The organism is Leisingera sp. ANG1, assembly GCF_000203975.2.
GTDB lineage: Bacteria > Pseudomonadota > Alphaproteobacteria > Rhodobacterales > Rhodobacteraceae > Leisingera.
On sequence record NZ_AFCF02000006.1, the window covers coordinates 374692 to 389836 of the forward strand.

The following is a 15145-nucleotide window of genomic DNA, read 5'->3' on the forward strand; positions in this document are numbered from 1 at the left end:
GTCAGCCAGCCTTGGCCTGGCGCCCGGCGCGCAGGTTGCGGGCCAGGAGGTCCATTGCCGCCATCCGCACCGCGACGCCCATTTCCACCTGTTCCTGAATGACCGAGCGGTTGATGTCATCGGCAAGTGTTCCGTCAATCTCCACGCCGCGGTTCATTGGACCGGGGTGCATGACGATGGCGTCGGGCTTGGCCAGCGCCAATTTCTCGGCGTCGAGGCCATAACGGTGGTAATACTCGCGCTCCGAGGGGATGAAGCCGCCGTCCATGCGCTCTTTTTGAAGACGCAGCATCATGACGACGTCCACGTCCTTCAGCCCCTCGCGCATGTCGTCATAGATCTCGGCGCCGAACTCTGCGAACTGGCCGGGCACCAGGGTCGGCGGGCCGATCAGGCGGATGCGGTTTTCCATTTTGCCCAAAAGGATCAGGTTGGACCGCGCCACGCGGGAATGCGCGATGTCGCCGCAGATCGCGATGTTCAGCCGGTGCAGCCGGCCCTTGGAGCGGCGGATGGTCAGCGCATCCAGCAGCGCCTGGGTCGGGTGCTCATGCTTGCCGTCGCCTGCGTTCAGCACCGCGCAGTTCACTTTCTGCGCCAGCAGGTCCACCGCACCGGAATGCGGGTGGCGGACGACCAGCAGGTCCGGGTGCATCGCATTCAGTGTCATGGCGGTGTCGATCAGGGTCTCGCCCTTTTTGATCGAGGACGCCTGCATCGCCATGTTCATCACATCGGCGCCCAGCCGCTTGCCCGCCAGCTCGAACGAGGCCTGGGTGCGGGTTGAGTTCTCGAAGAACATGTTGATCTGGGTAAGCCCCGCCAGCACGTCGGAGTGCTTCTCCGGGCGCCGGTTCAGCGCCACATAGTCGTCGGCCAGATCGAGGATCGCGGTGATCTCATGCGGCTTCAGCGGTTCGATGCCAAGCAAATGGCGGTGTTCGAAGGACATATGGGGCAGCTCCGCTTGATTTGCCGGTTCTTATAGGCGGGGGGGGCGGAACGGGCAACGGCTGCGTGCGGAGTGCGGCCAGAGAATTTGAGTATTTGCAGCAAGATGACAGGGAGGTGTTCCGCTTGTCCGGCGGGCGGAGTAGCTTGGGCGCATGGAATCGGCATTGGATTACTGGAGCGCGCGGGCGCTGTTGGAGTGGCAGGCGGAGCTTGGCGCAACCGAAGCGCTGTGCGACGCCCCTGTCGACCGCTATGCGCTGGAGCAGGCCGCGCCGAAGCCGAAACCGGGTGCTGCCCCCGCGCCGCCGCCCAAGCCCAAGGAGGTTGATCCGGTCGAGGTGGCCCAGAAGGCCGCCAAGGGAGCTGCTTCCTTGCCTGCATTGCGTGACGCGATAGACGGGTTCAGCCACTGCGACCTGAAACGCGGCGCCCGCAATCTGGTGTTCTCCGACGGCCAGGCCGGCGCGCGGGTGATGATCATCGGCGAGGCGCCGGGCCGCGATGAGGACCTGCAGGGCAAGCCGTTTGTCGGCCGCGCAGGGCAGCTCCTGGACAAGATGCTGGAGGCGATCGGCCTCAGTCGCGCTGAGAATGCCTATATCACCAATGTGCTGCCCTGGCGTCCGCCGCAGAACCGCGACCCGCTGCCCGCCGAGATTGCCATGCTGACACCTTTCCTGGAACGGCACGTGGCGCTGGCTGAGCCGGAGGTGCTGGTCCTGATGGGCAATATCAGCTGCCAGGCGGTGCTGGGCAAACGCGGCATCACCAGGCTGCGCGGGCAGTGGGATCAGGCCTGGGGCAAGCCGGTCATACCGATGTTCCACCCCGCCTATCTGTTGCGCCAACCCACGCAAAAACGGCTGGCCTGGGCGGATTTGCTGGAACTGAAGGCCCGTTTGGGGAGCCTGTCCTGAGGTAGCAAATGAAAATTCTGGCGTTCTCCGATCTGCATCTTTCAGCCTCCCACGCCGCGGATATCGTGGCGGCCAGTGCGGGTGCGGATCTGGTGATCGGGGCTGGTGATTTCTGCAACATGCGGATGGGGCTGGACAGTGCCGTAGCCATGCTGTCGGGGCTCAAGGCGCCGATGGTGGCGGTGCCTGGCAATGGCGAAAGCGCGGATGAACTGCGGGCGGCAGGGTTTGCCAATACCACGGTGCTGCATGGCGATGGCACGGACATCGAAGGCCTTCGCCTGTTCGGGCTGGGCTACGGCGTGCCGGAAACACCCTTTGGCGGCTGGTCCTGCGACCTGAGCGAGATACATGCGGGCACGATGCTGGCAGCCTGCGATCACGCGGATATCCTGATTTCCCATTCCCCGCCCAAAGGCTTCGGCGATGTGACCTCCCGCGGGCTGTCCGTCGGCTCCACCGCGGTCCGCGCCGCAGCGCAACGGGTGCAGCCGCAACTGCTGCTCTGCGGCCATGTGCATGATTGCTGGGGCTTCCGGGGGACTCTGGGGAAGACGCAGGTGGCCAATCTCGGCCCTGGAGTGAGCTGGTTCGAGGTGGAGCTGTGATCGACCCCGTTACCCTGCTGGCCTTCATCCCGGCGGCGCTGGCGCTGAACCTGACGCCGGGTGCGGATATGATGTTCTGCCTTGGCCAAGGGTTGCGCTCCGGCCGCGCCGCGGCGGTGGCGGCCAGCGCAGGCATCTCGGCTGGCAGCATGGTGCATGTGGCATTGGCCGGGCTTGGGCTGGGGGCAGTGGTCTCTGCCATGCCGGGGCTGTTCGATGTGATCCGCTGGATCGGTGTGGGGTATCTCCTGTATCTCGCCTGGGGTGCATTGCGCTGCGGGGCAGTGCAGGCCGATGCGCCCTCTGTGCCCGCAAGGCAGGCGTTCCGCTCCGGCTTCCTCGTAAATCTCACCAATCCCAAAGTAATCCTGTTCGTGCTGGCCTTTGTGCCGCAGTTCGTCCGGCCTGAGGCGGGGCCGGTGCTGGCGCAATTCCTGGTCTTCGGGCTGATCCTGGCCGCAGGCGGGTTCGTCATAAACGGGCTAGTGGGGATTTTCGCAGGCCAGGCCGGGCGCCAGCTGACAGGCTCGCCGGTCTTCGCGCGCTGGCTTGGCCGGATCTCGGCCGGAATTTTCACAGGGCTGGCCGTTCGGCTGGCAATCATGGAGAGGGCGTAGATGTCCCGTATCGACGAAAGCATGGAATTCATCCCGGTCCGCATCGCGGTGCTGACTGTGTCCGACAGCCGCAAGATGGAGGACGACCGCTCCGGCCAGGTGCTGGTCGACCGGCTGCGGGAGGCGGGCCACAGTCTGGCCGACCGTAAGATCATTCCCGATGAGCGGACCGAGATCGCCGCTCAACTGCGCGCCTGGATCGCTGATCCCAAGGTGGATGTGGTGATCTCCACCGGCGGTACCGGCCTGACCGGCCGCGACGTGACGGTAGAAGCGCACCGCGACGTCTACGAAAAGGAAATTGAAGCCTTCGGCACTGTCTTCACCTGGGTCTCGATGCAGAAGATCGGCACCAGCGCGGTGCAGTCGCGGGCTACGGGCGGCGTGGCGGGCGGAACTTACCTGTTTGCGCTGCCCGGCAGCCCAGGTGCCTGCAAGGACGGCTGGGATGAAATCCTGTCAAAACAGCTCGATTACCGCCACCGGCCCTGCAATTTCGTGGAAATCATGCCCAGATTGGAGGAACATCTGCGCCGGAAGTAACCCAGCGCTGCGTGTAACCTCGCAAACCTGCGCGGAGAATCCTATATTTTCAAGCAGGCACAAGGCATTTGCGCTTATGCGGCCCATGCGCGGCCCCGGCAGCAGCCGCCACCGGAAGGGAGAGACATGCGCTTTTTGCGTCAGAGTTTGATAGGGCTTTTCCTGGCGTCGCTGACGGCCGCTTTGCTGCTGTATGCTGGGCAGCTGGTCTTTGGCGCCATCGAGGCGCAGCTCAATGCCGAACGCAAGGCGCCGCCCGCGCGCGAACGGGTGTTTGCGGTCAACGTGGTGACCGCGGACCTGCAGACGGTTGCACCGGAGCTGACGGCCTTTGGCCGGGTTGAAAGCCGCCGCACACTGGAGTTGCGAACGGCCTCCGGTGGACGGGTGGTGCAGCTCTCTGAAGATTTCGAGGAAGGCGGCGCGGTCCGGGCGGGCGAGGTGCTTGTGCAGATTGATCCTGCGGATGCGCAGGCCGCGCTGGACAGGGCCGAGGCTGACATGATGGACGCCCGGGCTGAGGAACGCGATGCGGGGCGGGCCTTGATTCTGGCACAGGACGAGCTTCAGGCAACCCAGGACCAGGCGCAGCTGCGCGAACGCGCTTTCCAGCGGCAGGTGGATCTGCAGGAGCGCGGCGTCGGCACTGCAGCGACGGTGGAAACCGCGGAGCTTGCCGCGGTTCAAGCCCGCCAAACCGTGATCTCGCGCCGCCAGGCGGTCAGCCAGGCAGAGGCGCGCGCGGATCAGGCTGCTACCCGGGTGGCCCGGGCGCAGATCGCGCTGGACGAGGCGCGGCGCGACCTGGAGGACACCACCATCAAGGCGGGCTTTGACGGCACCCTGCAGGCGGTCAGCCTGGTGCAGGGCCGGCTTGTCTCCGCCAATGAAAAACTTGCTGATCTGGTCGATCCGGACTTGCTGGAGGTAGCTTTCCGGGTTTCCACCGCGCAATACGCCCGGCTGCTGGACGGTGACGGCCGCCTGCTGGAGGCTCCAGTGCGGGTGACGCTGGATGCGGCTGGTGCCGGCCTCAGCGCAACCGGGCGGATATCACGCGCCAGCGGTGCTGCGGGGGACGGGCAGACCGGGCGGCTGGTCTACGCCAGCCTGAACGCAGCCCCCGGGTTCAAACCCGAAGATTTCGTGACGGTTCACGTGACAGAGCCTGAAGTCCGCGCGGTCGCACGGGTTCCGGCCTCCGCGCTGGGTGCAGACGGCACCGTTCTGTTGCTGGGTGAAGAGGACCGGCTGGAGGCGCTGCCCGTTGAGCTGGTGCGCCGCCAGGGCGATGACGTGCTGATCCGCGGCTCAGGGCTGGAAGGCCGCGAAGTTGTGACAGGCCGCACGCCCTTGCTGGGGGCCGGCATCAAGGTGCGCCCGCTGCGTCGGGGCGCAGAAGCGCAGGCGCTGCCGGAGCTGATCGAACTCACGGATGAGCGCCGCGCCCAGCTGGTTGCGCTGGTTGAGGGCAACAGCCGGATGCCTTCGGAGATGAAGGCAAAGATGCTGCAGCAGCTGGCAGAGGTCAAAGTTCCCGCCCAGCTTGTAAGCCGGATTGAATCCCGGATGGGAGGCTGAACCCGATGGCGCGCAGGCTTCCCCGGCAGGCCCGCGGGCTGTTCAGCTATTTCACTCGCCATCGCACCGCGGCCAACCTTCTGCTGGTGATCATGCTGGTGCTGGGTGCGGCTGCGATGCCCAACATGCGGGCGCAGTTCTTCCCGGATGTGATTGTCGAACGTGTTACCGTCACCGTTGAATGGGAGGGCGCCGGTCCAGAAGATGTGGACAGCGCCATCGTGCAGGTGCTGGAGCCTGCGCTGCTGGCCGTTGACGGCGTGGAGGAGACCTCCTCCATCTCCCGCGAAGGACTGGCGACGCTGACCCTGGAGTTTGAGCCCGGTTCCGACATGGGTCAGGCCACCGACGATGTGCAGACCGCGGTGGACGGCATCACCACCCTGCCGGAGGAGGCAGAGGAGCCTGAGGTGCGCCGCGGCGCCTGGCGCGACCGGGTGACCGATGTGGTGATCACCGGGCCGGTCGGGGCAGGGCAGCTGGGTCTTTTTGCTGACGAACTGGTCGTGCGCCTCTTTGAGGCCGGTGTCACCCGCACCACGATCCGTGGCGTGGCAGCGCCGGAAACCATCGTCGAGGTGCCCACCGCTAAGCTGATCACCCACGACATCACCATGCGCGAGATCGCGGAGGCCATCGCGGCAGAGGTCGATGCCGACCCTGCAGGCGACGTATCCGGCGCCAACGCCCGTGTGCGCACCGGCAGCGAGAAGCGTAAACCGGATGAGCTGGCAGCCATCGTGCTGCGCACCAATGCCGACGGCTCCGTGCTGACCCTCGGTGATGTGGCGCAGATCCGGGTCGAGGGTGTGGACCGCAACCGTTCCTACTTCGTCGATGACAACCCGGCGATGTCGATCCGGGTGGACCGCTCCGATCAGGGAAATGCCATCCGCCTGCAGGCACGGGTGCAGGAGGTCGTGGATGAGATTCAGGCCAGCCTGCCGCAAGGGGTAACGGCTGAGCTGATCCGCACCCGGGCGCAGTCCATCACCGACCGCTTGGATATTCTGGTCGACAACGGGTTGATGGGGCTTGGCCTGGTGCTGTGCCTCTTGTTCCTGTTCCTTAACACCCGCATCGCCTTTTGGGTGGCAATGGGTATCCCGGCCTCGATGTTTGCTGCCGTGGCGCTGATGTATGCCGCCGGGATCACCATCAACATGGTCAGCCTGTTTGGCCTGATCATCACTCTGGGCATCGTTGTGGATGACGCAATCGTGGTCGGCGAGCACGCCGATTTCCGGGTCCGCCGGCTAGGCGAAAGCCCGATGCAGGCGGCGGAAAACGCCGCCCGCCGCATGGCGCTGCCGGTCTTCGCTGCAACCCTCACCACAATCATTGCCTTCTTCGGGCTGACCCTGGTGGGCGGCCGGTTCGGCGAGCTGATCCGCGACATTCCTTTCACCGTGATCGCGGTGCTGGCGGCCTCCTTGGTGGAGTGCTTCCTTATCCTGCCCAACCACTTGGCCCACGCGCTGACCCATGCACAGGCGCGCCACTGGTACGACTGGCCGAACCGGATGGTGAATCGCGGCTTCCGCTGGTTGCGTGACCATGCCTTCCGCCCGCTGATGGGTTACATCGTCACTGCGCGCTACGCGGTTCTGGCCGGGGCGCTGGCAATTCTGGCCAGCCAGGCAGCGCTGTTCATAAACGGCAATGTGCAATGGCGCTTCTTCAACGCACCGGAGCGCGGCTCGGTCACCGGTAATTTCGCCATGGTGGAGGGCGCCAGCCGCGCCGACACAATGGCGATGATGCAGGAAATGCAGCGCGCGACAGAGGCGCTGGGTGCCGAGTATGCTGAACGCTACGGCCGCAACCCGCTGGACTTCGTGATGGCCGAAACCGGTGGCAATGCTGGCCGCGGCCTCAGCGGGGTGGAGGCCAAGGATACCGACCTGCTGGGCGGTATCTCGATTGAACTGATCGACGCCGACCTGCGCCCCTATTCCAGCTTTGCCTTTGTGGCAGAGCTGCAGGAACGGGTGGTGCGCCACCCGATGGTCGAGACGATTTCCTTCCGCAGCTGGCGGTCGGGGCCTGGCGGCGACGCGCTGGATGTGCAGTTCTCGGGCCCCAGCGTGCAAGTGCTGAAAGATGCCTCGGAAGACCTGAAAACCGCGTTGCTGCGTTTTCCGGAAGTTTCAGCGGTTGAGGACAATCTCGCCTACGACAAGGAGGAGGTGATCCTCGACCTCACCCCGCAGGGGCAGGCGCTGAACTTCACCATTGGCAGCCTGGGCCAGGCGCTCCGGGCGCGGCTCAACGGCATCGAGGCGGCGACCTATCCCGACGGCCCGCGCAGCGCCACGATCCGGGTGGAGCTGCCGGGAAACGAGCTGACCGCCGACTTCCTGGAGCGCACCCTGATGCGGGCCCCCAGCGGCATCTACGTGCCGCTTGCCGATATCGTCTCGGTCACCCAGCGCACCGGGTTCTCCACCGTGCGCCGCGAAAACGGCATCCGGGTGATCAGTGTAACTGGCGACATCTCCGAGGACGATCCGGCCCGCGCCGAAGCGGTGACCCAGGCCCTGCAGAACGAGATCCTGCCGAACATTGCCAGTGAACGGCAGGTGGAATGGCGCCTGTCAGGGCTGGCAGAGCAGGAACAGACGTTCCTGCAGGAGGCGGGTACCGGGCTTATCCTCTGCCTAACCGGCATCTACCTGGTGCTGTCCTGGATTTTCGCCAGTTGGACCCGTCCTTTGGTTGTGATGGCGATCATTCCCTTCGGTCTGGTCGGCACCATCTGGGGGCACTACGTTTGGGAGGTGCCGCTGAGCATGTTCACCGTGGTTGGCCTGTTGGGGATGACCGGGATTATCATCAACGATTCCATCGTGCTGGTAACTACCATCGACCAGTATGCGCAGGACCGCGGCTTGATCCCCTCCATCATCGACGCGGCGGCGGACCGGCTGCGCCCGGTGATGCTGACCACCATGACCACGGTGCTGGGTCTCGCGCCTTTGTTGTTTGAACGTTCCCAGCAGGCGCAATTCCTGAAGCCCACGGTGATCACGCTTGTCTATGGCCTGGGGTTCGGGATGTTCCTGGTGCTGCTGGTGGTGCCAGCGCTGGTGGCCATGCAGCGCGACCTGTCGCGGCCGCTGACATCCCTGCGCCGCGCGCTGCGGCAGGGGGCTGGGCGCCTGCGCTGGCTGGTACTGGGCGCCGCTCTGGGGCAACTGGGCTGGCTGGTGCTGACGCTGGGTTGGGCGATGGCATCCGGCGCGCTGCATCCTGCGCTGCGGATGATCCCGGCGCTGGCGGCAATGGAGCCGGTGCGGGCAGGGCTGCTGGCCTTCATTGTGGGGGCCTTCACACTGGCACTGCTGGCCTATGCCGCGGGCGGAATTGCCTACCGGCTCAACGCTCGCCAGCGGGCCTGAGCCAGCCGCGCCACGTCGCCGACCTGATCCAGAAGCTGCAGCCCGCGGGATTCGATTTCTGCAATGGGAATCCATTCGGCCTTTTCGGCGTCATCATCCGGCACCGGTTCACCGCTCAAGTATTCGCACAGCACCACGGTCAGCAGATACTGCCGCTGCGCCATACCGGATGCATCGCGCGAGATCACATCCACGTTGGTGAGATATTCCAGCGGCCGGGCGGCCACGCCGGTTTCTTCCATCAGCTCGCGCGCCGCGGCCTGCAAGGCCGTCTCGCCCATCTCCACATGGCCGCCGGGAAAGCCCCACCAGCCTGCGTTCGGCTCCTTGCCGCGCTGCACCAGGATCACCTGGTCCTGCCCGCCGGAATGGCGGCAGACCACGGCAATAGTGCCCAGAACCGGGCGGGCAGGGCTGCTGGCTGCGCTCATCCGGCGCTGCAGCCCTGAATATCAACCGCGTGATTTTTCCCCAGCACCGTAATCCGCAGCTGCGAGCGGTCGATGGCATAGGCGTTGCCGTCTGCAGGCAGGAACTCGGTCTCCGCCACCAGCTGCCCGCCATCGCGCCGGGTGGTGGTTTCACCTGCATAAAGCTTGGGGTTGCCGGGTTCGATCACCGCAACCTCCTCGCCGCCGGCAGAGGGCATCGAGATGCGTGCGGTAACCGTCATGCCGTACTGCGACGGACGCAGGCTGCAGGTGGCCTTGCGCACGCCCGCTTCTTTGGCCGACCAGGGGCGGCTGGCCATCGCGGCGGCAATTGCAGGGTTGCGGCCGGCGCTGCTGTCCAGCTCATGGTCGAACTTCAGTTCGGCCGGCACGCAGACGTCCTTGCACACCCCCAGCTGCATCCGGCCCTTCAGGCGTACAGGCTTGCCGGGGGTTTCAGGCGTGATCTCAACCGGCAGCACCAGCTGGTCATGATAGCCGATGGTGCGGTAGCCGGAGGTCAGGAATACTTCTGGTGACGGCCAGGTGATCGACAGCCCGCCGACATTGCGTGCCCCGCGCCAGGAAAAACTGGGCGGGATGCCGGCATCACCGGGCGCTCGCCAATACGTTTTCCATCCCGGCTGCAGGGTGATCCGCAGCGCACCCAGATGCGTGCCGCGGGAGGTCATCCCGCCATCCAGCACCTCGACCTGAACGATATCGCCGTCCGCAGCGCCGGCAAACGCAGGCAACCCGCTTGCAGCAGCCAGCAAAGCTGCCGCGGCAGCAGCGGTTTTGAGCATTGTCCGTTTCATACGTGAATACATGCGCCTGCCAGCCTGGTTTGCCAAGTCACGATCCGGTCATATCTCCCTCATCCTCCTGTGTTTGCGGCAAATTTGCCGGAGCCTGCGCGGAGTTGCGCCGATGCGCCCCTTGCGCGGCAAGCGGGTGCGCGTCATGGTGGGGGGAGGCAGCAGAAAGACGGAAATTCATGGATCTGACTGGCAAGCTCTTGATTGCAATGCCTGGTATTGGCGACCCGAGGTTCGAGCATTCGGTGATTTTCCTATGCTCGCACGGCGAGGAAGGCGCGATGGGCCTGATCGTCAACAAGCCCGCTGACGGCGTGGCGCTGGGCGATCTGCTGGAGCAGCTGGACCTGGGCGGTGAGGGCAACGCTGCAGCGGCGCTGCCGGTGCGCTTTGGCGGCCCGGTAGAGACTCAGCGCGGTTTTGTGCTGCACACGCCGGATTACGAATCGGATGTGAGTTCCCTAAAGGTACCTGGCGGTTTCTCAATGACCGCGACGCTGGATATTCTGGAGGACATCGCCGAGGGGCAGGGGCCGGAGCAGCTGCTGGTGCTTCTGGGTTATGCCGGCTGGGGACCAGGGCAGCTGGAATCGGAAATCACCATGAACGGCTGGCTGACAGCAGAAGCCAGCCCGGAGCTGGTATTCGACCTTGCGGATGACAGCAAATGGGGCGCAGCGCTCAAGACCCTCGGGGTTGATCCGCTGACGCTCTCGGCCAGCGCAGGCCACGCCTGAATACGCATATCTGGATGCACAGCGGGAGGGCTCCCGCGCGTTTTCTGATTACCACAGATAACCCCAAAACCCTTGGGCCGGGCACCCATCTGCGATGGGCGCAGGGGCCTGCGGCTTGCCGGGTTCAGTCCCGCGGCGCTGCGGCGCGGCGCAAACGGTCGTTGATGGCCTCGCCCAGCCCGCGCATCGGCACCGGGGCAACGGCAATCGGTTTGCCTAGGGTATCCAGCCGGTGGAGATGCCCGAACAGGTTCGCGGCGGCCTCTGCCAGGTCGCCGCTTTCGGACAGGTTCAGATCGCAGGTCCCGGGACCGAAGCCGAGAAACAGTTCGCCCTCGCCGGCCGCGTCAGCATTCAGCCGCACCGGCGCACCGGGGGCATAATGCGACAGCAGCTGTCCCGGTGCTGTCAGCGGGTCGTGCACATCGCGTTCTGCCAATTTGCGGCCCAGCACCGCCTCGATTTCTTCCGCCGCCAGCCCGCCGGGGCGCAGCAGCAACGGTTCCGGCCCCGCCAGCCCGATGATGGTGGACTCCAGCCCAACATCGCAGGCGCCATCGTCTAGGATTGCGGCAATCCGGCCGTCCAGCCCGGCCATCACATGGGCTGCCGTTGTCGGGCTGATCTTGCCGGAGGGGTTAGCGGATGGTGCTGCGACCGGCCCGTCCAGCTCCCGCAGCAGGGCTTGTGCCGCCGGATGCGCAGGCACCCGCACGCCGAGCGTCTCCAGCCCTGCCGTGACCAGCGGTGAGATCCCGTGGCCCTCCCGCAGCGGCAGTACCAGGGTCAGCGGGCCAGGCCAGAACGCCGCTGCCAGCTGTTCCGCAACGTCATTCCATGCCACGTAGCGCCGCGCGGCCTCTGCCGAATGCACATGGGCGATCAGCGGATTGAACGACGGACGCCCCTTGGCCTCATAGATCGCCGCAACCGCGGTGCCCTGCCGGGCATCAGCGCCAAGGCCATAAACCGTCTCAGTCGGGAAGGAGACCAGCTGCCCGGCCTGCAAAAGCCGGGCGGCGCGGGCGATGCCGCTTGCCGTTGCGGCAAGGATTTCAGTGCTCTGCTGGGGCATTCCGGGTGACGCGGCGTTTTGGTTGATTGAAATAAGCGCCCGGTTAGGTAATCGGACAAGCCACAGACCATAATGGGCCAGCGCCGGGAAGCCAAGACTGCCCGCGCCGCAGGCCCCAGAAACCCCCGCCAGAGGACGCCCATGACATTCCGCGCCCCCGTTTCCGAGTATGAATTTCTGCTGAACCACGTCGTGGGCTATGACAGCATCCCGGCCACAGACCGCTTTGCCGAGGCAACCACCGACACAGTGAGCGCGATCCTGACAGAAGCAGGCAAGCTGTGCGACGAGGTGATGGCGCCCCTGCAGCGCAATGGCGACTTGCATCCTGGACGTCTGGAAAACGGCGTGCTGCGCACATCGCCCGGATTTGCCGATGGATACCAGGCCATTTGCGAAGGCGGCTGGGTCGGCATCAGCGCGGCTGAGGAGTTCGGCGGCATGGGGCTGCCGCAGACACTTGCCGTCGCAGTCTACGAGATGATGGCAGGTGCCTGCCTGTCGCTGCAGCTGGCACCGCTTCTGAGCCAGGGCCAGATCGAAGCGCTGGAGCACCACGCCTCCGACGCCATCAAGGAGCTGTACCTGCCCAAGCTGATCTCCGGCGAATGGTCCGGCACCATGAACCTGACCGAACCGCAGGCCGGTTCCGATGTCGGCGCACTCAGCTCCAAGGCGGAGCCGAACGGTGACGGCACCTATGCGGTGACCGGCCAGAAAATCTTCATCTCCTGGGGCGACACCGATTTCTGCGGCAACGTCTGCCACCTGGTGCTCGCCCGGCTGCCCGACGGGGTGCCGGGAACCAAGGGGATTTCGCTGTTTCTGGTGCCGAAATACCTGCCGGATGCGGACGGCAACCCCGGCAAAGCCAATGATCTCAAGGTCGTGAGCCTTGAACACAAGATGGGCCTGCACGGCTCTCCCACCTGCGTGATGCAGTTCGACGGCGCCACCGGCTGGCTGGTCGGGCCAGAGCACGGCGGCATGGCGGCGATGTTCACCATGATGAACAACGCGCGCCTCGGCGTCGGCGGCCAGGGTGTTGGCGCCGGTGAGGGCGCCTATCAGCATGCGCTGGCCTATGCGCTGGAGCGCAAGCAGGGCAAGACCGCCAGCGGCTTCATCGCCGACCACGCCGACGTGCGCCGGATGCTGATGGAGATGAAGGCGGATCTTTTTGCCTCCCGCGCGATCCTGATGGCCTGCGCCCGTGCCATCGACATGCACACCGCTACCGGCGGCAGTGACTGGTCGGCCCGCGCGGCCTTCCTGACGCCGATTGCCAAGGCATTTGGCACCGACACCGGCATGCGCGTCTCGGAAACCGGGGTGCAGGTCTATGGCGGCATGGGGTTCATTGAGGAATCCGGTGCAGCGCAATATTACCGCGACGTGCGCGTCACCGCGATCTACGAGGGCACCAACGGCATCCAGTCGATGGACCTGGTGGCGCGCAAGATGATGGATGGCGGCGAAATGGCCTTTGCCCTGATCGACGAGATTGAGGAGCAGGCTGAACGCGCCCGCGCCACCCATCCCAACATGGCCGAATCCGTCTGGCAGGCGTGCGAATCCTTGCGCGAAGCCACCGAATGGCTGGTGTCGCAGCAGGACATGCAGGACCGTTTTGCGGGCTCGGTTCCGTACCTGCGCGCCTTTGCCCGGGTGCTGGGCGGCCATTATCACCTGGCAGCCGCGATGGCGGATCAGGGCGGCCCGCGCGAGAAACTGGCCCGCTTCTACATTACCCGGATGCTGCCGGAGCACAGCGCGCTGCTGGCTCATGCGCAGGCAGGCGCGGCGGGAACCTTTGCCCTCAGTCTTGATGAGCTGGCGGGCTAATCCTATGAGCGATATCCCAGACGTCTCCCCCCGAACACCTTGGGAAGAACCGCCCGCACAGGGGGAGGCGATCGAAGTGGCCGAGGGCGTCCTCTGGATGCGCCAGCCGCTGCCGATGAAGCTGGACCATGTCAACATCTACGCGCTGGATGAGGGCGACGGCTGGACGGTGATCGACACCGGTTTCAACTCCCGCAAAAGCCGCGGCATCTGGGAGAACCTGATGGCCGGCCCCCTGAAGGGCAAGCCGGTGACCCGCGTGGTCGTCACCCATCACCACCCTGATCACATCGGGCTGGCGGGCTGGTTCCAGAGCGTCCACGGCGCCGAATTGGTCACCACCCGCACCGCCTGGCTGTTCGCCCGGATGCTGACGCTGGATGTGCAAGAGACGTGGCCGGAGGAGACGCTGGCCTATTACCGCAGCGCCGGCATGGCGCCTGAGGTCTATGAGAAGCGCGTCAATGACCGGCCCTTCAACTTTGCCGACACCGTGCATCCGATGCCGCTGGGCTTTACCCGCATCAAGCAGGGCGACGTGATCCGTATGGGCGGGCGCGACTGGGACGTGCACACCGGCAACGGCCACGCGCCGGAACATGCGACTTTCTGGAGCCGCGACGATAACCTGGTGATCACCGGCGATCAGATCCTGTCGACCATCAGCCCCAATATCGGCGTTTACGCGACCGAGCCGATGGCCGACCCGCTGGGCGAATGGCTGGAAGCCTGCGAACGGCTGGCGAAACTGGCGCGTCCGGATCATCTGGCGCTTGGCGGCCACAAGCTGCCGTTCTCGCGCCTGCCGCTCAGGATGCAGCAGCTGATCGGCAACCACCACGGCGCGCTGGAGCGGCTGATGGATCACCTTTCCGTGCCGCGGACAGCTGCTGATTGCTTTGCGCCGCTGTTCAAGCGCACAATCGGCGAAGGTGAGTACGGGCTTGCACTGGTCGAGGCGGTAGCCCATGTAAATCACCTGTACCACACCGGCCAGGTGGCGCGCTGGAAACGCGAAGACGGTGCCTGGCTCTATCAAAGCAAGGGGTGATCCGCACCCCGGAAAGGGGAGGCACCATGAGCGACGAGATTTCCACCAGCGCTGAGGCGGCAGAGGCGGCGGTGCTGCCCTGCGTGCATGAAGTCCACGCAGATCCGGAGGCCTGCGCCGGCCTCACCAAAGTGCCGGAGAAGCTGCAGAAACCGGATGCTGCCAAAAGCCCGGCCCGCTGGGCCTATGAGCGGCTGATCCTTTACATCCAGAATTTCGAACAGCAGCTGGACGCTGAGCATGAGGTCGCAATGGGCTTTACTGGCGGCAATACCGGCGTGCTCCGGATTGAGGGCATGGGCTATTTCGATCCCGATATCATCACCTACTACGGCAGCGAACCGGATGGCTCCCGCACTCAGCTGGTGCAGCATGTCAGCCAGCTCAATGTGATGCTGCGCGCAGTGCCCAAGGCGCGCGAGGAAGAACCCGCCAACCGTATCGGCTTCCGCCTCGCCTCGGACCTGCAGCAGGAGTGAGCCGCACGATTCGCCGCCCGGGCCGCAGCCGCAGGATCCGCAGCGGTTTTCTGTGGTTTTCGGGCGGCATTTCCCAGGGATGCGCCCG

Annotated in this window: 14 protein-coding genes; 10 read left to right on the forward strand and 4 right to left on the reverse strand. The window is 65.3% G+C overall.

What is annotated here, in order from left to right; translation table 11 throughout:
• Position 1: 1 nt before the first annotated feature.
• Positions 2-952, reverse strand: a complete 951-nt coding sequence (locus GC1_RS11305; protein WP_019297138.1) for an aspartate carbamoyltransferase catalytic subunit — start codon at positions 950-952, stop codon at positions 2-4.
• Between the two features lie 154 nt (positions 953-1106).
• Between GC1_RS11305 and GC1_RS11310 the strand changes: the two genes are divergently transcribed.
• The 6 genes from GC1_RS11310 to GC1_RS11335 all read left to right on the forward strand — a co-directional run bounded on the left by GC1_RS11310 (position 1107) and on the right by GC1_RS11335 (position 8621).
• The gene (locus GC1_RS11310) at positions 1107-1871 is read left to right on the forward strand and encodes a uracil-DNA glycosylase (protein ID WP_019297137.1); all 765 of its coding nucleotides are present in this window, start codon (positions 1107-1109) and stop codon (positions 1869-1871) included.
• Positions 1872-1879: 8 nt separating this feature from the next.
• On the forward strand, positions 1880-2479 hold the full coding sequence (locus tag GC1_RS11315; protein WP_019297136.1) for a metallophosphoesterase family protein: 600 nt from the start codon (positions 1880-1882) through the stop codon (positions 2477-2479).
• Entirely contained in the window at positions 2476-3096 is a 621-nt protein-coding gene (locus GC1_RS11320; RefSeq protein ID WP_019297135.1) for a LysE family translocator, read from the forward strand. Before GC1_RS11315 ends, GC1_RS11320 begins: the two co-directional genes overlap by 4 nt.
• Positions 3097-3639 carry a molybdenum cofactor biosynthesis protein B gene (gene moaB, locus GC1_RS11325; protein WP_019297134.1) on the forward strand — a complete coding sequence of 181 codons (543 nt, stop codon included), beginning with the start codon at positions 3097-3099 and terminating at the stop codon, positions 3637-3639.
• A 126-nt stretch (positions 3640-3765) separates the two neighbouring features.
• On the forward strand, positions 3766-5220 hold the full coding sequence (locus tag GC1_RS11330; RefSeq protein WP_019297133.1) for an efflux RND transporter periplasmic adaptor subunit: 1455 nt from the start codon (positions 3766-3768) through the stop codon (positions 5218-5220).
• Between the two features lie 5 nt (positions 5221-5225).
• Positions 5226-8621 (forward strand): efflux RND transporter permease subunit, encoded by a 3396-nt coding sequence (locus GC1_RS11335; protein WP_019297132.1) that lies wholly within the window; start codon positions 5226-5228, stop codon positions 8619-8621.
• Here GC1_RS11335 and GC1_RS11340 read toward each other — a convergent pair.
• Positions 8591-9052: an NUDIX hydrolase gene (locus GC1_RS11340; protein ID WP_019297131.1), complete on the reverse strand. Its 462-nt coding sequence runs from the start codon at positions 9050-9052 to the stop codon at positions 8591-8593. The genes GC1_RS11335 and GC1_RS11340 overlap by 31 nt on opposite strands.
• A complete protein-coding gene (locus tag GC1_RS11345) occupies positions 9049-9858 on the reverse strand; it encodes a protein-disulfide reductase DsbD domain-containing protein (protein ID WP_019297130.1) in 810 nt (269 codons plus the stop codon). The genes GC1_RS11340 and GC1_RS11345 overlap by 4 nt, the downstream gene beginning before the upstream one ends.
• 191 nt (positions 9859-10049) lie before the next feature.
• On the opposite strand from GC1_RS11345, the gene GC1_RS11350 reads away from it, so the two are divergent.
• Positions 10050-10607 carry a YqgE/AlgH family protein gene (locus GC1_RS11350; RefSeq protein WP_019297129.1) on the forward strand — a complete coding sequence of 186 codons (558 nt, stop codon included), beginning with the start codon at positions 10050-10052 and terminating at the stop codon, positions 10605-10607.
• A gap of 124 nt (positions 10608-10731) precedes the next feature.
• On the opposite strand, the gene GC1_RS11355 is transcribed toward GC1_RS11350, so the two are convergent.
• Positions 10732-11682, reverse strand: coding sequence for an L-threonylcarbamoyladenylate synthase (locus tag GC1_RS11355; protein ID WP_019297128.1), 951 nt, complete (start codon positions 11680-11682; stop codon positions 10732-10734).
• 141 nt (positions 11683-11823) lie between these two features.
• Between GC1_RS11355 and GC1_RS11360 the strand changes: the two genes are divergently transcribed.
• The 3 genes from GC1_RS11360 to GC1_RS11370 are packed head-to-tail and all read left to right on the forward strand — an operon-like array spanning position 11824 to position 15057.
• Entirely contained in the window at positions 11824-13527 is a 1704-nt protein-coding gene (locus GC1_RS11360; RefSeq protein WP_019297127.1) for an acyl-CoA dehydrogenase, read from the forward strand.
• A gap of 4 nt (positions 13528-13531) precedes the next feature.
• Positions 13532-14578: an MBL fold metallo-hydrolase gene (locus tag GC1_RS11365; RefSeq protein ID WP_019297126.1), complete on the forward strand. Its 1047-nt coding sequence runs from the start codon at positions 13532-13534 to the stop codon at positions 14576-14578.
• 26 nt (positions 14579-14604) lie between these two features.
• Complete coding sequence (locus tag GC1_RS11370; protein WP_019297125.1) at positions 14605-15057, forward strand: DUF6173 family protein; 453 nt, start codon at positions 14605-14607, stop codon at positions 15055-15057.
• Positions 15058-15145: the final 88 nt, after the last annotated feature.